This window comes from Ewingella sp. C233 (assembly GCF_055407225.1).
This window is the reverse complement of record NZ_JBUZRI010000003.1, coordinates 253088-271563: the sequence shown is the minus strand read 5'-3', so window position 1 is coordinate 271563 and position 18476 is coordinate 253088. Positions and strand designations below refer to the sequence as shown.

General features: G+C 54.3%; 20 protein-coding genes. 7 read left to right on the top strand and 13 right to left on the bottom strand.

Annotated features, from left to right (window positions below):
• Positions 1-3: 3 nt before the first annotated feature.
• Together ACZRKO_RS16490 and ACZRKO_RS16485 are read right to left on the bottom strand one after the other, a co-directional pair.
• Positions 4-522 (bottom strand): Csu type fimbrial protein, encoded by a 519-nt coding sequence (locus ACZRKO_RS16490; RefSeq protein ID WP_463738333.1) that lies wholly within the window; start codon positions 520-522, stop codon positions 4-6.
• Between the two features lie 61 nt (positions 523-583).
• Positions 584-1129 carry a Csu type fimbrial protein gene (locus ACZRKO_RS16485; RefSeq protein ID WP_463738332.1) on the bottom strand — a complete coding sequence of 182 codons (546 nt, stop codon included), beginning with the start codon at positions 1127-1129 and terminating at the stop codon, positions 584-586.
• Positions 1130-1563: 434 nt separating this feature from the next.
• Between ACZRKO_RS16485 and ACZRKO_RS16480 the strand changes: the two genes are divergently transcribed.
• On the top strand, positions 1564-2043 hold the full coding sequence (locus ACZRKO_RS16480) for a tetratricopeptide repeat protein (RefSeq protein WP_463738331.1): 480 nt from the start codon (positions 1564-1566) through the stop codon (positions 2041-2043).
• Positions 2037-2831 (top strand): YdcF family protein, encoded by a 795-nt coding sequence (locus ACZRKO_RS16475; RefSeq protein WP_463738330.1) that lies wholly within the window; start codon positions 2037-2039, stop codon positions 2829-2831. The genes ACZRKO_RS16480 and ACZRKO_RS16475 overlap by 7 nt, the downstream gene beginning before the upstream one ends.
• On the opposite strand, the gene ACZRKO_RS16470 is transcribed toward ACZRKO_RS16475, so the two are convergent.
• Entirely contained in the window at positions 2810-4351 is a 1542-nt protein-coding gene (locus ACZRKO_RS16470; protein WP_463738329.1) for an MFS transporter, read from the bottom strand. The two genes, ACZRKO_RS16475 and ACZRKO_RS16470, sit on opposite strands and share 22 nt — an antisense overlap.
• A gap of 130 nt (positions 4352-4481) precedes the next feature.
• Between ACZRKO_RS16470 and ACZRKO_RS16465 the strand changes: the two genes are divergently transcribed.
• Positions 4482-5366 (top strand): LysR family transcriptional regulator, encoded by an 885-nt coding sequence (locus ACZRKO_RS16465; RefSeq protein ID WP_463738328.1) that lies wholly within the window; start codon positions 4482-4484, stop codon positions 5364-5366.
• Positions 5367-5423: 57 nt separating this feature from the next.
• On the opposite strand, the gene ACZRKO_RS16460 is transcribed toward ACZRKO_RS16465, so the two are convergent.
• Complete coding sequence (locus ACZRKO_RS16460; RefSeq protein WP_463738519.1) at positions 5424-6890, bottom strand: sensor histidine kinase; 1467 nt, start codon at positions 6888-6890, stop codon at positions 5424-5426.
• 3 nt (positions 6891-6893) lie between these two features.
• Positions 6894-7616: a response regulator transcription factor gene (locus ACZRKO_RS16455; RefSeq protein ID WP_463738327.1), complete on the bottom strand. Its 723-nt coding sequence runs from the start codon at positions 7614-7616 to the stop codon at positions 6894-6896.
• Positions 7617-7787: 171 nt separating this feature from the next.
• Here ACZRKO_RS16455 and ACZRKO_RS16450 point away from each other — a divergent pair, with 171 nt between their 5' ends.
• From ACZRKO_RS16450 to ACZRKO_RS16440, 3 genes are all read left to right on the top strand, one after another.
• Positions 7788-8429, top strand: coding sequence for a cytochrome b/b6 domain-containing protein (locus ACZRKO_RS16450; protein ID WP_463738326.1), 642 nt, complete (start codon positions 7788-7790; stop codon positions 8427-8429).
• A 9-nt stretch (positions 8430-8438) separates the two neighbouring features.
• The gene (locus tag ACZRKO_RS16445; RefSeq protein WP_463738325.1) at positions 8439-9242 is read left to right on the top strand and encodes a molybdopterin-dependent oxidoreductase; all 804 of its coding nucleotides are present in this window, start codon (positions 8439-8441) and stop codon (positions 9240-9242) included.
• Positions 9243-9329: 87 nt separating this feature from the next.
• A complete protein-coding gene (locus ACZRKO_RS16440; protein ID WP_463738324.1) occupies positions 9330-9608 on the top strand; it encodes a pentapeptide MXKDX repeat protein in 279 nt (92 codons plus the stop codon).
• Between the two features lie 76 nt (positions 9609-9684).
• Here ACZRKO_RS16440 and ACZRKO_RS16435 read toward each other — a convergent pair whose 3' ends face one another.
• The 7 genes from ACZRKO_RS16435 to ACZRKO_RS16405 form a co-directional block, all read right to left on the bottom strand.
• A complete protein-coding gene (locus ACZRKO_RS16435) occupies positions 9685-10824 on the bottom strand; it encodes an aminotransferase class I/II-fold pyridoxal phosphate-dependent enzyme (RefSeq protein WP_463738323.1) in 1140 nt (379 codons plus the stop codon).
• Positions 10825-10863: 39 nt separating this feature from the next.
• Positions 10864-11712 (bottom strand): amino acid ABC transporter permease, encoded by an 849-nt coding sequence (locus tag ACZRKO_RS16430; RefSeq protein ID WP_463738322.1) that lies wholly within the window; start codon positions 11710-11712, stop codon positions 10864-10866.
• A 3-nt stretch (positions 11713-11715) separates the two neighbouring features.
• Positions 11716-12534, bottom strand: a complete 819-nt coding sequence (locus ACZRKO_RS16425) for a transporter substrate-binding domain-containing protein (protein WP_463738321.1) — start codon at positions 12532-12534, stop codon at positions 11716-11718.
• Positions 12535-12743: 209 nt separating this feature from the next.
• Complete coding sequence (locus ACZRKO_RS16420; protein ID WP_463738320.1) at positions 12744-12929, bottom strand: hypothetical protein; 186 nt, start codon at positions 12927-12929, stop codon at positions 12744-12746.
• 92 nt (positions 12930-13021) lie between these two features.
• Positions 13022-13543 (bottom strand): RrF2 family transcriptional regulator, encoded by a 522-nt coding sequence (locus ACZRKO_RS16415; protein WP_463738319.1) that lies wholly within the window; start codon positions 13541-13543, stop codon positions 13022-13024.
• Positions 13544-13623: 80 nt separating this feature from the next.
• Positions 13624-14289 (bottom strand): FMN-dependent NADH-azoreductase, encoded by a 666-nt coding sequence (locus ACZRKO_RS16410; RefSeq protein WP_463738318.1) that lies wholly within the window; start codon positions 14287-14289, stop codon positions 13624-13626.
• A gap of 199 nt (positions 14290-14488) precedes the next feature.
• Complete coding sequence (locus tag ACZRKO_RS16405) at positions 14489-14857, bottom strand: surface-adhesin E family protein (RefSeq protein WP_463738317.1); 369 nt, start codon at positions 14855-14857, stop codon at positions 14489-14491.
• A gap of 180 nt (positions 14858-15037) precedes the next feature.
• Here ACZRKO_RS16405 and hha point away from each other — a divergent pair, with 180 nt between their 5' ends.
• Positions 15038-15256 (top strand): hemolysin expression modulator Hha, encoded by a 219-nt coding sequence (hha, locus tag ACZRKO_RS16400; protein WP_463738316.1) that lies wholly within the window; start codon positions 15038-15040, stop codon positions 15254-15256.
• Positions 15257-15342: 86 nt separating this feature from the next.
• On the opposite strand, the gene ACZRKO_RS16395 is transcribed toward hha, so the two are convergent.
• On the bottom strand, positions 15343-18459 hold the full coding sequence (locus ACZRKO_RS16395) for an efflux RND transporter permease subunit (RefSeq protein ID WP_463738315.1): 3117 nt from the start codon (positions 18457-18459) through the stop codon (positions 15343-15345).
• Between the last annotated feature and the right edge of the window lie 17 nt (positions 18460-18476).

Below are 18476 nucleotides of genomic sequence, written 5' to 3'. Positions count from 1 at the left end.
CCACTACCAGCTGACGGTAACGTTCACCGTATCCTGATAAACACCGGCTGCCGGCGTGGTTTGTGACGGAACACGGGCATACACCGTATGCCATTGATCGGCACCGTTACCGACGTCGCTCAAGCCGGTGGTGTTATCCCAGACCGTGGTGCGAGTCGCGTTGGTATAGAGGTTATAAAGGACTTTCAGCGTGGCATTGGTGGTATTGGCCATACTGCGTGCGGTTACGCTGCCGCTGCTGCCGCCATCCATCAGAATTTTATAGCTCAGGCCGTTGACGCAGTTGACGCGAATTGATCCCGCCAGCTGGGCGCTGGTGGTATTAATCACGCTGGTGGTGGAGGCGTAATTACCGAAATTGATCGTACCGAAGGTGGTACTGCCGGAGGTCGTCGTGCCTGCGGTACAGGCAGGCAGCAGGGTTGCGGTCACCCCCAGCGTGGCGGCCTGACTGATGGGAACCGCAGTCAGAACAAACAGCATACTGAGGGCTGAAAAAAGCAGCAGCACCTTGGCGTCCATGGTCTTTCCTCCTGAATAATCGTGAATCCAGGGCCGTAACCGGCCCTGACATATTCAGGTGCTACCAGGCAAGCGTGGCGACAACGGTATCGTTATAAGTGCCGGCTGCGGGACTGGTATTGGTCTGATCGGCAGGCAATACGCGGCCATAAATCGGGAAGTTTTGCGGCGTCGTGCTTGCCGTTAAAGACACCGGGGTATTGATGGCGATTTCCGAGGTGCGTGCGGCGTTAGAATAGAGACGGTAAAGGATGCTGTTGCCGCTGGAGGTCATGGCGCGGGTAGCACCGCTGGGCGCCAGGCCGCCGTTAAGGGAGAGCGTTGGGCTAAGGCCGGTGCTGCACGCGATGGTGACCGCATTGGTACCATCGGCGCCAAATACTGTCCCGTTGATCACGCTGGTTAAGTCGGCATAGTTACCGAAGTTCAGCGTACCCCACTGGTTGGTGCCGCCGGTGGCCGTGCCGTTACCGACAGTACAACCGGTGCTGATAGTTAACTGCACGGCGACCTGACCGGTCAGGGTGCCTGCTGCGTGAGCGCCTGCTGAAAGTGTCAGCAGAGCCGCGGAAAATAAGGTGAGAAAGGATTGTTTTTTTGCGTCCATGATGACTCCCAATGACAACGTATAAGGCTGTTTATTCATGCAACCAACGGTGCATGTGGAAATCCTCTGGTGGTCATACTCTAAAAAAGGCTAAATGATAAAAAGGGTCGTAGGCCATGCAGTGATGACGTTGTCTGTTTCCCGTTTTTGGGGGGAATTATCACGGACATTGCCAGTCTCAGTCTTTTAGGTATGCCGTTTTCTTTTCAGTAACAGCATCATGCGACTTTGAGACATAGTTAAATATAAGTTAATAAATTTAACTTAAGGAGAAGTATTTAGCACTTTTGGCAAAAGGCTCAATAACTCCAATAAATGCAAACTGACGGTTTTTAAACCTTAAAAATAGAATTTTGCAGCATTTAAATCCTAAACAGAGTGGGCATTTGAGTTAAGTTTCTAATCATTTAGCCCGCGTTCACAAGGAGTGAAAGATGGATCTGAACACCGTTTTACAACAATTACGTCAGGCAGGGAAAACCGAGCAGGCCCGTGAGGAGTGGATCTCCCTTGCCGCGCAGCATCCGCAACAGGCGCAGGTGCAATATGAAACGGCCTGCATTCATGACTCGATGGGCCTTGAGTCTCAGGCGGTTCCCTATTATCTGGCAGCGATTAATCTTGGTTTAGCTCCGGATGATCTGCGTGGGGCTTATCTGGGGCTGGGCAGTACGTACCGCACGCTGGGGCAGTTTGAAGAGTCGAAACAGATTTTCGAACGCGGAATGGAAGCCTTTCCCGACGCCCTTGAGCTACGCGTTTTTCTGGCGATGACGCTCTACAATCTGGCCGATCACCACGCCGCCATGTCCTTACTGCTGGACGTGATTGCCGATACCAGCGCCGATAAAGAGATCCAAAGTTATCAGCGGGCGATAAGACTTTATGCACAAGATCTGGAGCGCCAATGGTGATGTTAACGGACAGCCAGCTGGCAGATGTCAACCAATTGGCGGAGTTTTTGGCGCTTGACCAGACCGGTGGCGCGACGCCCAATCAGATGGCGCGCAGTGAGCCGCAGTTGCTGATCCTGCTCGGTAACGCTATTTTGCCGGTGGCCGAACGGGCCTTTACCGCGCTTTCACGCGGCGCGGTGGAGAAAATCCTGATTGCCGGTGGCATCGGCCACTCTACCGATCTGCTGTATCAGGCCGTGAAAGGTCATGCGGATTATCACGTGATCGCCACCGCCGGGCGCAGCGAAGCGGCTATCCTGCATGATATCGCCGTGCAGTTTTTTGCTATCGTGCCGGAACAGCTGCTGCTTGAAACACAATCCACCAACTGTGGCGACAATGCAACGCAGGCCCGGCGGATGCTGGAACAGACCGGCGCACCGGCGGCGCGCATCGTCCTGACGCAAGATCCGCTGATGCAGCGGCGCAGCGACGCCAGTTTTCGTAAAGTGTGGGAGGACCGCCCGGAGGTGCAGTTTATCAACTGGCCGACGTTTATCCCTCAGCTGGCGCAGCGCGACGGCGGGCTGGTTTATCAGCGGGAAACGGATGCCAGTTTGTGGTCGTGGCCCCGTTTTGCCTCGCTGTTACTGGGGGAAATTCCCCGCCTGCGCAACGCTGCGCAAGGTTACGGACCGCGCGGGAAAGGCTTTATCGCTGCGGTGGAGATCCCGCCGCAGATTGAAGCAGCCTATGCCCGTATTCTGCCGTTACTGAGTGCCGATCACGGCGACAGATCTTTCTGAACGGCCGCCGTGCCCGGCACCGTTTCTTTGCCTGCCATCGCGAACAGCACGACGACCGCCGACGCCAGCGTGATCGCCACCAGACACAGCAGCAGATGATGCAGCGAGGCGGCGTAAATTTGCTGCAATTGGCTCACACTGGCGTCGGGCAGCAGGTGCCGTGTCTGAAGTAAATCGCCGGTGGCCAGACGCTGGCTGGCCTGTGCGACGTTCGCACCGGAAAAATGTGCTGCCAGTCCGCCATGCATAAAGGCCGCCAGCAGCGCCCCCACCGTTGCCAGTGAAATCCCTTCTCCCGCCACGCGCGTGGTACTGAAAATACCGGTCGCCATGCCCGCCCGCTCTTTAGGCACTACGCTGACCGACAGCCCGTCCATCAAACCCCACGGCAGACCCGTACCCAGGCCAATCAACAGCATTGGCAAAATCATCTGGTTAAGGTTTTGCATCTCCACCGCGACGCTCAGCCACCACAAACCCAGCGCCGCCAGCACTAAACCCGAGGTACAGAGCAGACCTGCGCTTGCCCAGCGGGTCAGCCAGGCGGCCATCAGCGGCACGGCCAGCATCGGAAGTGATAACGCCATCATCATCAGCCCGGCCTGTTGCTCACTCAGCCCGGCAATGCCGATAAACTGCATTGGTAAAATCACCAACAGCACCACAAAACAGAAACCGGTCGCCAGCGGTAAAGCCTGCACGCCAATAAAACGCGGGAAGCGAAACAGCGACAAATCCAGCATCGGGTGCTTCACGCGCAGTTCCACACCGATAAACAGCGCCAGCAGCAGCGCCGCACTGCTGAGCATGGCCAGAACCTGCGTGCTTTGCAGGCCATACTGCGGAATATCCATCAGCGCCCAAGTCAGCAGCGCCAGCATGGCGGTGAAGCTCAGCGTTCCCGGCCAGTCGATGCCCGCCGCGTCAGGATTACGTGACTCCTGCATACGCCAGACACCGGCCAGCAAAGAGAGCAGGGCAATCACGGTGGAGGAGAGAAACACCGAACGCCAGCCGAAATGCGCGATCAGTAAGCCCGCCACAAACGGGCCGAACGCCAGCCCGACGCCAAAACTGGTGCCGAGCAGGCTGAACGCGCGGGTGCGTGCCGGGCCGTCAAACTCCTGTGCCAGCGCCGCCGAGCCGCCTGCCAGCGCGGCGGCGGCCAGAATGCCCTGCGCCCCGCGCAGTAAATCGATCGCCAGCAGGCTGGTGCTGAAACTTTGCAGCAGCGAAAGCAGACCAAAACCCGCTACGCCGCAGATGAAGACTTTTTTACGGCCAAACTCGTCGGCCAGCGCCCCGGCGGCCATCAGGAAACAGCCGAACGTGAGCATAAAGGCGTTGGTTATCCAGCTCAGTGCCTGCGCACTGCCGCCGAGTTCACGGGCGATAGCCGGAGTGGCAACAGCGCCGCTGACAAAATTCAGCGGCATAATCATTCCCGCGAGGCAGATGGTGAACAGCACGCTGAGCTGGCCTGTCGCATGAGACGCAGAGTGAAGTTTTGGTTGAGTCATGATCGTGTCCATAAAACAGGAAAGTGACTGAGATGATAAAATGTCTGCAATTTGGCCGAAACAGGCTTACAGTCCAGACATTGCGGACAAAATGGCTCGTATGGCAGATGAAAACAGGACGGGGCGCATCATGGAAAATCTGAACGGTATGCTGGCGTTTGTGCGGGCAGCCCAGCATCACAGCTTTGCGGCCGCGGGCGAACGCATGGGGATCTCCGCCTCGGCAGTGGGTAAAAGCGTGGCCCGGCTCGAGGAGAGACTCGGCGTGCGGCTGTTTAACCGCAGTACGCGGCGCATCAGTCTGACGGATGAAGGCCAGCTGTTTTTCGAACGTTGCCAACAAATCGTGGCGCAGATGGAAGAGGCCGAGCAGGAGTTGTCGCGAGTCTCGGCCGAACCGCGCGGCAAGTTACGGGTCAGTATGCCGGCCATTGGTTACCGCATGTTGTTACCGCATCTGGCCGAGTTTATGCGCAGTTATCCGCAGGTCGAACTGGAGTTGGATTTCAGCGACCGTATGGTTGACCTGATTGCCGAAGGTATCGATGTGGCGGTGCGCAGCGGTGACCTGCCGACGTCGCAACTGATGTCGCGACGGCTCGGGCCTTTTCATTTTGCCATTGTCGGCAGCCCGGCCTATTTTTCCGGCAATCCGCCACCGCAAACGCCCACCGATCTGGAGCGTCACGCCTGCCTGCGTTATCGTTTTCCGGGCAGCGGGCAGTTTCAGCCCTGGGCGGTCAGCAGCGAACAGCCGCTGGATTTACCGGTGGCGCTGAGCAGTAATAATCTCGAAGCGCTGTTGCAGGCGGTACATCAAGGAGTCGGGCTGGCGTACGTCCCGGAGTTTCTGGTGCGCGGGGCGTTGAAAACGGGAGAGCTGGTGGCCGTGCTGGTGGACCATCTTGATGATGCCGGGAAATTCTCCGTCGTCTGGCCGAGCAGCCGTCATATGCTGCCCAAGGTGCGGGTATTTATTGATTTTCTGACGGAAAAACGGGTTCTGGGCCGGTGAGGGGAAACCGCGGCAGATCAGTGATTTTCTGAGCTGCCACGGCATTATGGCCCGAGTTTACATCGGGACGGAAAACTGGAAACGAGCCCCTTTGCCAGGCTGATCCAGCAGCTGAATATCCCCGCCGTGCAGTTGCAGAATGCGCCGAACTATCATCAAGCCCAGCCCGCCCGCGCGGTGTTTATTGGTGTTGAGGATAGACGGGCGGACAAACAGATTGGCACGCAACTCCGGCGCCACGCCTGGACCGCTGTCGTTGAGTTCCACCATCACCTGCTGCTTCTCTTTCCACAGACGGATGCTGATGTTTCCTCCCTCCGGCGTGTGGCGGATGGCGTTATCCAGCAGATTGGTCAGCACCCGTTCAATCATACCGAGATCAGCATTGATCAGTGGGATCCCCGGTGTGATTTCGGCAGTCAGTTTCTGATGACGTGCTTCGGCGGCCAGCTCAAATTTCTGAAAGACATCATTGACCAGTTCGCACAGGGAGAATGGCTCTTTCTGCGGTTTGACCACGCCATACTCCAGCCGCGCCAGTTCGAACAGCTCCTGCGCCAGACGGCCGACCTTGCGGCTCTGGGCTAGCGCAATGCTGAGATAACGCTGGCGGTCTTCGGCGCTAAGGTGGTCGGCTTTCATCGACAACGTTTCCAGATAACCGTGCAGCGACGTCAGCGGAGTACGCAGGTCGTGGGAAATATTGGCGATAAATTCGCGGCGCTGCTGGTCCTGCGCCATCAGGCTTTGCCACTGCTGATCGATACGCTTGGCCATACCAACAAACGCCTGTTGCAACTGGGCCACTTCATCGCGCGGCTGACCGTCAGGCACCGGGCTTTTCGCCAGCGCCTGGATTGCTTCCATGCCGCCGCTGTCGAGGTTGGCGATTTGCGCCGTCAGCTTACGCACCGGGCGCGTCACCCAGCGGAATGCCAGTGCCCCGGCCAGCAGGCCAAACAGCACCACCATACCCATTGAGCGCAGCGCCATATAAATCGCCGACTGGTATTGCGCCTTACTGGCGAGTGCCGTGTAGTCATCACCCAGCAGCACGATGTACACGTAGCCTTTGACCACGCCATCGGCTTTCAGCGGCGCTGCGCTGAACACCTGCCGGGCATCCGGTACACGCGGGTTGTCGCCGTAGACCGGCATTCTGGCCCCGCTAAGCAGCGCCTGCACAGGGGCTAAATCCACCCGCCCCCGCTGTAATTTTCCAGCGGGTGCGGCGTTGCCAACAATATTGCCGTCCTTGTCGAGCAGGTAAACTTCAACGCTCGGATTCACCGCCATCAGCTGATTGAACAGGGTTTTCACGGCGTCCGGGTTCAGCCCGTTCTGGCTCAGCAGCGGGTTATTGGCCGCGATTTGTGTCGCCAGATTGGCCGACAGCCGTTGGATCACCGCCTGGCTATACTGGTTGCTGGAGCGCACCTGCATATAGCCGGAAAGCAGGCTACAGGCGACCAGCAGCAGAATAAACACCAGCGTCAGCCGTTGGGAAAGCGTCAGTTTTTTCATCATTTACCCCTGAGCGTCTTCCGCTGACGACATAAATTTATAGCCCATTCCCCATACGGTCAGAATACGTTCCGGTTCGGCCGGATTGGTTTCAATTTTGATGCGCAGCCGGTTGATGTGGGTGTTCACCGTATGTTCATAGCCTTCGTGCTGATAGCCCCACACCTGATTGAGCAGGCTGAGGCGCGAAAAGACTTTGCCGGGATTTTTAGCGAAGAAATAGAGCAGGTCGAATTCACGCGGGGTGAGATCAACCGGCTGCTGATTCAGCACCACTTCGCGGGCGATAGGATCAATCACCAGCCCGGCGGAACTCAGGATACCGGCATCCATTTTCATGTTGCGGCTCATGGCTTCCTGACGGCGAAACAGCGCTTTAACGCGCGCCACCAGTTCCAGCATTGAGAACGGTTTCGCCAGATAGTCATCGGCCCCCAGTTCCAGCCCAAGTACGCGGTGCACTTCACTGGAACGTGCGCTGATGATGATGATCGGTGTGTAGCGCGTCATGTTGCGCGCCCGACGGCAAATCTCCAGACCATCAATGCCCGGCAGCATGAGGTCAAGGATCAGTGCGTCCCAGCCGCCTTTCTCCAGCTGCGCCACGCCCAGATTACCGTCTCCGGCATGGGTTATTTCAAACCCTTCGTCGCGCAGATGCAGGCTCAGCAGCTCGGCGATATTGCTGTCATCTTCTACGATCAAAATCTTTTTAGGCTTATCCATTCGGTTTTTCCATCGCGTCCTGCCTCTGATTGAGAGGCAGCGGTCTTGCCTGCAGTCTACACAAGCGCCTTCGCCAGAGTTATCACATTTTATTTAACTTTGCGTGAGGTCTTGGGGAACAAATCCGCTCAATACTCGCTTCATCGACAGGGCAGAGGAGGGAACATCACCATGACGTTACACACAGACTTCTCAACGCAGAGTGAACCGCAAAAAAGTAAAGCCAAACCGGAGATTGTCCATCCGCTGTGGCTGCGATTGACCCACTGGCTGAATGCGCTGGCCGTGCTGATCATGGTGACCAGCGGCTGGCAGATTTATAACGCATCACCGCTGTTTGATTTTAGCTTCTCCCGCAGCCTGACCCTTGGCGGCTGGCTGGGTGGCGGCATCCAGTGGCACTTCGCAGGAATGTGGCTGTTTGGTTTCAACGGCCTGTTTTATTTGCTGATGAATATCGTCACCGGGCGGATGAAACGTAAATTCTGGCCGCTGACGCCGCGCGGCATTTTACGTGATTTAGGCGCTGCCCTGCGCGGCAAACTGGCTCATGCCGATCTGCGCCACTACAACATGGTGCAGCGTGCGGCCTACGTCTTCGTCATGTTCGACGGCATCATTCTGGTGCTCTCCGGGCTGGTGGTGTGGAAATCGGTGCAGTTCCCGCTGCTGCGTGAACTGCTGGGGGGATTTGATACCGCCCGCTATGTGCACTTTTTAGCCATGGCCTCGCTGGTCGGGTTTGTTGCCCTGCATCTGGTGATGGTGGCGCTGGTGCCGAAAACCCTGCTGGCCATGCTGCGCGGACGCTAAGGAACAGCCATGAAGAACATTATCAAAAAGAGCATCAGTCAGATTTTCAGTTCATCAGACAGTGAAGCCATCGTGCAAGAGGCGCAGAAGCAGATTATCCGCCATCTCGACGCACCATCACGCCGCCGCTTTTTGCAACAGGGGCTGACACTTGGCGGCATGGCGATGCTCACCGGCTGCGATATCAGCGACAACGACAGTGTCGAAAAAGCGCTGGTGAAAGTCTCCGGCTTTAACGACCGCGTACAGGGCTGGCTTTTTGGCTCCACCCGGCTGGCGCCGGTGTATGCCGAGTCGATGATCACCCGGCCATTTCCGTTTAACGCGTTTTACGCCGAAGACGAGGCGCCTGAGGTCAATGGCAACGATTACCGCCTGAAGATCGCCGGGCTGGCGCTGGATAAGCGCGAGTGGTCGCTGGCGACGCTCTATCAGATGGCGCAGGTCAGTCAGGTCACCCGTCATATTTGTGTCGAAGGCTGGAGCGCGATTGGTAAGTGGGGTGGGGTGCCGTTCGGTGATTTCCTGCGGCTAATTGGTGCGGATCTCACGGCAGAATACGTCAGCTTTAAATGCGCTGACGAGTACTACACCAGCATCGACATGGCGACGGCGTTACATCCGCAAACCCTGTTGGCGCTGACCTACGACGGGCAAATCCTGCCGCGTAAATACGGTTTCCCGATGAAACTGCGTATGCCGACCAAGCTCGGCTACAAGAATCCAAAGCATATCGAAGTGATTGAAATTACCAATAAGTACACCGGGGGGTATTGGGAGGATCAAGGTTACAACTGGTTCGGCGGCAGCTGATATCGGGCTGCAACAATAACGCCCCATAAGCTCAATGCAATTTTTACCAGCACACCTGTGCAACCTACTTTAAATAAAGGAAATACCATGAAAAAACTGATGGCCGTAATGATGTTCTCTACCGCAATGATGGGTTTCGCTGGCGTGACTCAGGCGGCTGATTCCATGTCTAAAGACACGATGGGCAAAATGTCCCATGACTGCATGAAAAAAGACAGCATGGGTAAAGATCAGATGGGCAAAGATGCGATGGGTAAAGACTGTATGTCGAAAGATAAAATGTCGAAAGACCACATGAAGAAAGACAGCATGAGCAAAGACGCGATGTCAAAAGATGCCATGAAAAAAGACGCGATGAGCCAGTAACCGCTCTCGGGTGACGTTCTCCTGTGTCTGAACGCTTCATCACGGCCCGCCATTTCTGGCGGGCTTTTGCATTGTGTTATTTGAATGAATGCTCGTTCAGCCAGCGCCCGAATACGTCCAGCGCTTCTTCGAGATTGGCCCGCCCGAATCCGATGCGCAGAAACGCTTCTGAAACCGGCGTTAGCTCCGAAGCGTAGGCCACGGACGGGATCACCATGACGCCCGTGTCTTCGACCAACCGCGTGGCAAAAGCTTCAGCCCCTTCCGCACCTTTATAGCGGACAAAGGCCAGCACCCCGGCTTTCGGCAAGGTCAGTTCGAAGGTTTGCGGGAAGCGCGCCAGAAAATCGGTGAGCAGTTGCAGATTGCGGCGTGAGCGCCGCATTACCCGTTCGAGGATCGGTGCGCGGGCATTCAGGGCCAGCGTGGTCAGCATCTCGCCGGGAATGGAGCTGCAGATCGACAGATACTGCTTCATACGTTCGAGCTTCAGCAGCCATGCGCTGTCCTGACAGGCAATCCAACCGATGCGCAGACCCGGCAAACCGTAGGCTTTCGACGTGACATTCAGCGAGATACCGCGTTCGTAAATATCAGCCAGCTGCGGCAGGCGGTCGGCAGGGGTGAATTCGGTCAGCCGGTAAACTTCGTCAGAGAAGATCCACACGCCGCGTTCGCGGCATAACGTGACCAGCTCATCCAGCTGCTGATGGCTTAGCAGTGCGCCGGTCGGGTTGTGCGGAAAATTAATCACCAGCACTTTGGTGTTGGGGCGCAGCGCCGCACGGATTTTCCCGACATCCAGCGCCCAGCCGTTTTCAGCCTCCAGCGCCACGCCGGTGACGTCGCAGCGCGACATCGGTACGCTTTCCAGCGACTGATAATTTGGCGTGATAACTACGGCGTGATCGCCGGCGTCCAGCAGTGCGTGAAAACTGGCATAAATCGCTTCGTCGGCACCGGCGAAACTGATGATTTGCCCGCTGCTGATAGTATCGTAAGTCCCCGCAATCGCCTCCAGCAGCTCCGGCGTTCCGCGCAGCGGCGGATAGTCGAGCATCGCCTGCATAAACGGCTGGCGGTGTTCAACGCCGGCCAGTTCAAACAGCGTATCGATGTTCATCGATTCCGGATAGGAAGACGACAGCGGAAAGCGCACCGCGTGTTCCAGTTTCGATAAATATGAAATTAATCGGAAATCTTGTGGAAAGGACATGGCATACCTGCGACTTATTTTGAAAGTTTCAGAAAGCGGTTAACGGCGATAGCCCTGACCAAAGCGGCGTTCGAGGCGGCTTTGGAACAGCTCCAGCACAATGGACATAATCCAGTATATCGCCGCGGCGGTGGCCAGCATTTCCATATAACGGTAGGTGCTGCGCCCGTAAGATTGTGCCAGAAAATTCAGTTCCCACAGGCCCATCAGCGACACCAGCGACGAATCCTTCAGCATGGAAATAAACATAGAACCGGCGGGAGGAATGATGATGCGCAGCGCCTGCGGGGCGGTAACGTGCACCGCGACCGTCCATGAGGAGAGACCCAGCGCCATCGCCGCCTCTTTCTGCCCACGGGGAACAGACAGCACGCCGCTGCGGATGGTTTCTGCCAGATAAGCGCCGTAATTGAGCGACAGTGCAATAATCCCCGAGCTCAGCGCACCCAGCACAATGCCCGCCTGCGGTAGCGCCAGATAGATAATCAGCACCTGTACCAGCAGCGGCGTACCGCGAAACAGCGAGGCATAAAACGTGGCGCAGCCGAATGCCAGCGCGTTGTCTGACATGCGGCCTAATGCGGTGATAAGCCCGAGTAACAGGCAGAAAAACATTGAACAGGCGGTGATCAGGAGGGTCAGCGCCGCGCCCTGAATAAAACCGTCCGGCGACAGACGCAGACCCAGCAGGAACGGCAGTTTCTGCTCAATAAGATCCCATTGCAGCCCCATCTTGCTGAACAGACTCAGCACGATACTGAGCAAAATCAGCCAGGTCAGCGCGGTTTTTATTTTAAACGCCCGCGGGCTGGTAAATACGCCCGTCTCAGCAGGCGGCGGGGTGCGGGTTCCCGGCGTAATGGTTTTGCCTTCAGGAAGCTGCGCCATCCGTTACGGCGCCTCTTTGGTGACGTCTTCGCCTAACCAGTGTTGAGATATTTTCGCTAACGTGCCGTCATCGCGCAGAGATTTGATGGTATCTGCGACTTTCTTATCCCACTCAGGATCACCCTTATCGGTGGCGACCCAGTTCGGTTCTGCGTACAGCTCGGTGACAATTTTAAACACCGGATTGCGCTTGATGCGCGCATTGGCGGTGGCTAAGTCAGAGACGATGGCATCAAGACGCACGCCGGGGCCGAGGGCCAGATTCTGGAACGCGACTTCTTCGTCGCTCGGAATGGCCTGCACGTTGTCAAACGGGAAGTCGATGGGTTTGGTACCCGGTATCACCAACGTCTTTTGCAGATAGGTTTCATAACTTGAGCCAATACCAATGCCGACTTTTTTGTTGCTGAGATCGGCGGCCGATTTGATGCGATCATCGTTCTTGTTCACGACCAGCACCGCCGGAGAGCTGTAGTACGGCGTCACGAAGTCGAGCACTTTGGCGCGTTCAACGTTCGGGGTCATCGAGCAGATACAGGTGTCCCAGCGACCGCGCCAGTTGCCGCCGATAATGGTTTCCCAGCCCGGCGCGGTGACCTCCAGCTTAACGCCCATCCGCTGTGCTACGGCTTTCGCCACGTCAACGTCAAAACCGGCCAGCTGGTTGTTGTCATCGATAAAGCCAAACGGCGGGTAGTCATTAACAATGACGTTATGCAGCACACCGGTTTTGGTCACACGATCCAGCGTGGCACCGGCATGGGAAACGGCTGAAAACAAGGTGGTCGCAAGCAGGGTAAAAGCAAGAACGGGTGTGCGCATGGGGGGGGCTTTCCTTTCATAACCTGAGTGAATGAATTCGCAATAGAAATTCAGATTACGTTTTGGACGTATAGATGTCCAGTGCTGGAAATGACTATGCTTATAGCGGAAACAGGCGGGAAGGAACGGCAGGCTTCTGTGTGATGCCCCGGCACCTGCCAGACAGGCCTGCACCGGGATAATTAAGACGGTTTACTCACGGGGTATGGCTATTTCGCCTGATCTTTACTGCCCTGAATCAGTTTGCGGGCCGCGGCCATGGCGTCGTTATCCGGCGTTTTAGGTTTGGCTTTGTTGAGGGCTGTGCTGAGGCCAGAACGGCCCCACAGGTCAAAACTGTCATCATCTTTCAGATGATCAAATACGGAAAGTGCAGCGTCAGGTTTCTTAGCCATGGTGTCAGTTATCTCGGTGTTGTAAATATTCCTAAGCTTAGCCGTTTCTACTTTTCAGACCAAGAAAGAAAGCCTTTAGCCAAAATTCATACTTATTCAGACAAAAAACGCTGATTTGACGGCCGGGCATCGAACCACTGCAATATTTGACGGTTGAAGTCATCGGGGGCTTTGCTGGCAGAGGTTGCCGCCAGCGTGGCCAGCGAATATTGTGCAAAAACTTGGCGCATCGCCTGTTCGGCTTCGAGCATCACTTTATGGATCCCGCAGGTCCCTTCGGTGGCCCATTTCGGTGCCTGATGATTGAACACGGCGCAGCGCTCGCGGATCTCTTTGCATTCAAACAGGCCTTTTGGCCCGTCGATGGCATCAATCACATCCTTCACTGAGATAGATTCAGCAGGGCGCGCCAGACTGAAGCCACCGCGCGCGCCCTCGGTCGAATGCACCAGACCTGACTTTTTCAGCTTAGTGAAGATCTTTGCCAGAAAGTCCACCGGCACGCCTTGAAGATCGGCCATATCGCGTACGTTAGCGTCTTTGATGCCTTCCGGGTGGCTGATAAACAGCAGACAATGCAATGCATATTCCACCCCAGAACTTACGAACGCCATACTTCCTTCCTCTGCAAGGATAACTGAAGACCCCAGATTCTATAGCAGATCGGAAGAAGTGTCCCATAGGATGGCCGGTTTCAGGCGTATTGAATTTGTTGGTTGAGGCCATATTCGACGGCCCACTGCGCGGCAAGGTGTGACAGGTCAGCATGGGCACGAACAAGCGCCGCATCACGCTCTTCGGCAGCCGTAAACTGGAGCGGCTGGGCATCTACAAACTGCGGCGCATCAATGCCAATAAAGGCGAACGAGGCTTTGAGCACCGGCGTCATTGCATCCATCCAGCTGTACTGTGTGCCTTCGCGTAAATCAGCGCCGCGGGTGGTAATAAAGATCACTTTTTTATCGCCAAGTTTGCCCGCTGTGGTGCCGTCAGGCAGCAGATCGTAAGTAATACCGGTGCGGGTAATGGTGTCGATAAAGGTTTTGAAGGTGGAAGGGATAGTCCAGTTGTACATCGGCATCGCGCAGACCAGGGCATCGGCTTGCAGCACGCGCTGACACATGGCGTCGGACGGTGCTAATACGTCACGCATCTGCGCAGTGCGCTGATCGACAGGCGTATAGGTGGCCTGAGCGAACTCAGCCGAAACGTGTGGCTGGATATCGGCGGTGACGTCCAGATAATCCACCTCGATGTCTACGCCGCCTTTCTGTAACTGCTCCAGAAAGAAACGGCCCAGCGCGCGGGAATTGGACCACTGGTGGAATTTAGAGCTCGCATCGATATGTAAAATCTTCATGGTGTACTTGTCCGTTTTGAGTAGTTCGTCATAATATCTTAACTGCGACTATTTTTATCGCAGTTAAGATATCCGTTAAAGCGAGCTTGTTCAAGCGGATTTTTTGAGAGGGACCCGGAAGGTTGGCCGTGAGAAAGCAAAAAAATGTCGCAGGCAGAGTTATCGCACTTTTCCCCGCAGACCTTTTACAAATTAATAATTACAAAGTGAGAGGATGATGGCAGGCAAACTTATATTCATATTCAGCTAAAGAGTCTGGTGTTATCTCTTTCCAGACATTAAATATATAGCTGTGATTACTCTGTACGCTACCATCCTGATTATAACGCGTGATCTCTTTAATAGAATATTTGTTTTTACTACAGTCAATGACGTCTTTAGAAAGGCTCAGAGTGCTGCCTTTAGCGGTAGTTGTTTTATACCAAAGAACAGGGAACAATTCTGAGCCCGTTGTCGGCAACACATAAGATTTATCACCAGAGGGAGATTTGGCAAGATAGGTCCATGTGGAAGCGTGACTGCATGTGCTTGCAAGCAATGCAATGAATAATATTGGTTTTAATGTCATGTTTGGCTTCCGGAATTTGAGTTTTTGAATGTAATTATCAGCCTATTTTATCACTCTCTCTTGACGTCAGTGGGGCTTTTTAGGGTGTTATTTAGGTATGAATAATAAGTGGATTTGTTTTTTTTGTTGTGTAGTTTCTTTTCTTCTTCCTGATTTGACAGACTGGTAAAAATATTTCATATGAAAACTGCATTAACCAAGCATGAAATTCTATTGAAACTCCGTCGATGCTCTACTTTAGCAACCCTGGATAAGGTGATTGAGCATAATAAATACGCCTCGCACTCTGAAGAAGAACGTGAGAATTTTAACTCGGCTGCGGACCATCGATTAGCTGAAATTACTCTGGGGAAGTATTACGACAAGATCCCTGCGAAAGCATGGGAATTAGTGAAATAAGCAAGATGTCGCATTGAGTTTAAAGCAGGTACCCCGTGAAGAGTACCTGCTGACATTATTGAGAACTTTTATTATAGAACTTCCTATTATTGGTTTTTGTCTTTGGTAAACCGTTTTCTCACCACGACGAAGAAGAGAGGGACCAGGAAAATAGCCAGTAATGTCGCTGAAAGCATACCGCCCATCACGCCGGTACCCACAGCATTCTGCGCACCCGATCCTGCGCCTGAGCTGATAACCAATGGCAAGACACCCAGAATAAAGGCCAATGACGTCATCAGTATGGGGCGCAAACGCATCCTGACGGCTTCCAGTGTGGATTCGATCAACCCTTTCCCTTCTTTGTCCATCAGGTCTTTAGCAAACTCTACAATGAGGATGGCATTTTTAGCCGACAGCCCAATGGTGGTGAGTAACCCAACCTGGAAATAAACATCGTTATTCATGCCCCGAAATGTGGCCGCTAACAACGCCCCGATGACACCCAGCGGGACAACCAGCATGACCGAGAAGGGTATTGACCAGCTCTCATACAGTGCAGCCAGACACAGGAATACGATGATCAGTGAAATTGCATAAAGGGCTGGAGCCTGATTCCCCGACAAACGTTCCTGATACGACATACCCGTCCAGTCGTAGCCAATGCCCGCAGGCAGTTTGGCAGCCATATTTTCGAGCATGGTCATCGCCTCGCCGGTGCTTTTCCCCGCGGAGGCTTCTCCCAGGATTTCCATCGAAGGCAAGCCGTTGTAGCGTTCCAGACGGGGAGAACCATAAATCCAGTGCGCACTGGAGAACGCAGAAAAGGGAACCATTTTCCCATCACTGCTGCGGACAAACCAGTTATCGATGTCTTTAGGCAACATGCGATAAGGGGCATCCGCCTGAACATAGACTTTCTTCACACGCCCGTGATCGATGAAGTCATTCACATAAGAACCCCCTAAGGCAGTCCCTATGGTGTCATTAATATCGGACAAAGAGATCCCGAGAGCCTGTGCTTTTTCCTCATCGACATCGAGTTTGAACTGCGGTGTATCCTCCAGTCCGTTCGGACGAACGCGCGTCAGCAATTCGGGGTGCTCAGCCACCATGCCCAGCAACTGATTTCGGGCCTTGGTCAGCTTGTCATGCCCAAGGTTAGCCTGATCAATTAATTCGAAGTCAAACCCTGTGGCCGTTCCCAATTCAATAATGGCCGGAAGGTTAAACGGGAACACCAGACCGTCTTTAATCTGCGTAAAGGCTTTTGTCGCACGCCCGACGATGGCCGCGACGCCGTTTTCTTTACCCGGGCGCTCTGACCAGGGTTTGAGACTGATAAATGCGAGGCCTGAGTTTTGCCCGGATCCGCTATAGCTGAATCCGTTAACGGTAAAGACAGAATCGACATTGGCGTGTTCTTTGGTCAGGTAATATTGCGTGACCTTATCCAAAACCTGCTGAGTACGGGCCTGCGTCGCACCCGCCGGGAGTTGCACCATGGTCATGAAGACGCCCTGATCTTCTTCCGGAAGAAATGACGTGGGCAACCGCAGGAACAGTACAGCCATGCCCACGACAATTAATCCGTAGATCAATAAGTAGCGGCCCGTGTTGTCGAGAATGTTGGCAACGCTGTTGGTGTAATGGTGGCTGCTTTCATCGAACTTACGGTTAAACCAGCCGAAGAAGCCTTTGTTCTTCCCATGTTCTCCTGCCGCGACAGGTTTTAAAATCGTGGCGCAGAGGGCGGGGGTCAGGATTAATGCGACCAATACAGAAAGGGCCATGGCCGAAACAATGGTGATAGAGAACTGGCGGTAAATAGCCCCGGTCGAACCGCCAAAGAAGGCCATCGGAATGAACACGGCGGAGAGCACCATTGCGATCCCAACCAGGGCTCCCTGGATTTGTTCCATGGATTTTTTGGTCGCTTCTTTTGGCGCTAAACCTTCTTCCGCCATGACACGTTCAACGTTCTCCACGACCACGATGGCATCGTCAACCAATAGTCCGATGGCAAGCACCATCCCGAACATCGTCAGAGTATTGATCGAGTAACCAAAGGCCGAAAGAACGGCAAAAGTTCCCAGCAACACGACAGGAACGGCAATCGTCGGGATGAGGGTGGCGCGGATGTTTTGCAGGAAAAGATACATCACCAAAAATACGAGCACGATGGCTTCAAACAGGGTTTTAACCACTTCGTGAATCGAAATTTTAACGAAAGGCGTCGTGTCATACGGATAGACGACTTTCATGCCCTGTGGGAAATAGGGCTGAAGATCGGTCAGTCTCTTTTTAATCGCAGCGGCAGTGTCGAGGGCATTCGCGCCCGTAGCCAGTTTAATACCTAAACCTGCGGCAGCCTGACCGTTGATTTTAGAAACAATATTGTAGTTTTCCCCCCCGAGTTCAATGCGTGCCACATCCTTCAGGCGCACTTGTGAACCGTCCTGATTGACCTTGAGGAGGATGTTGGCAAACTCAACCGGATCTTTTAGCCGCGTTTGCGCAATGATAGAAGCATTAAGCTGCTGATTGGGCACCGACGGGGTTCCCCCCAGTTGTCCTGCGGCCACCTGATTATTCTGAATCTTTAGCTGGTTAACGATATCAACCGGCGTCAGCTGATATTTATTCATGGCATCGGCATTCAGCCAAATACGCATCGAATATTGCGCACCAAATAACTGTACGTCGCCTACGCCATTTGTCCGGCTGATCGGGTCTTTAATATCTGACGCGACATAGTCAGAAATATCATCCTGAGTAAGTTTTGGATTATCGGAAATAAAACCGGCGACCAGTAAGAAGCTACTGCTTGATTTTTCTACACTGATCCCTTGTTGCTGAACTTCCGACGGTAATAAGGGCATCGCCAGCTGCAATTTATTCTGGACTTGTACCTGCGCAATATCCGGATTAGTCCCCGAATTAAACGTCATGGTAATGGTAACGCCACCCGCAGAATCACTCGTAGAGGACATATACATTAAATTATCGATGCCGTTCATATTCTGTTCGATAATCTGCGTTACGGTGTCCTGTACGGTTTGTGCATCTGCTCCCGGATAGGTAGCCGTGATCGCAACCGCTGGTGGTGCGATAGTAGGGTACTGCGCAACAGGGAGTTTCAAAATCGCCAGCCCCCCGGCGAGCATTAAAATAATTGCCAGTACCCAAGCAAATATTGGGCGCTCAATGAAAAACTTGACCATTTTAGAGGATTACCTTG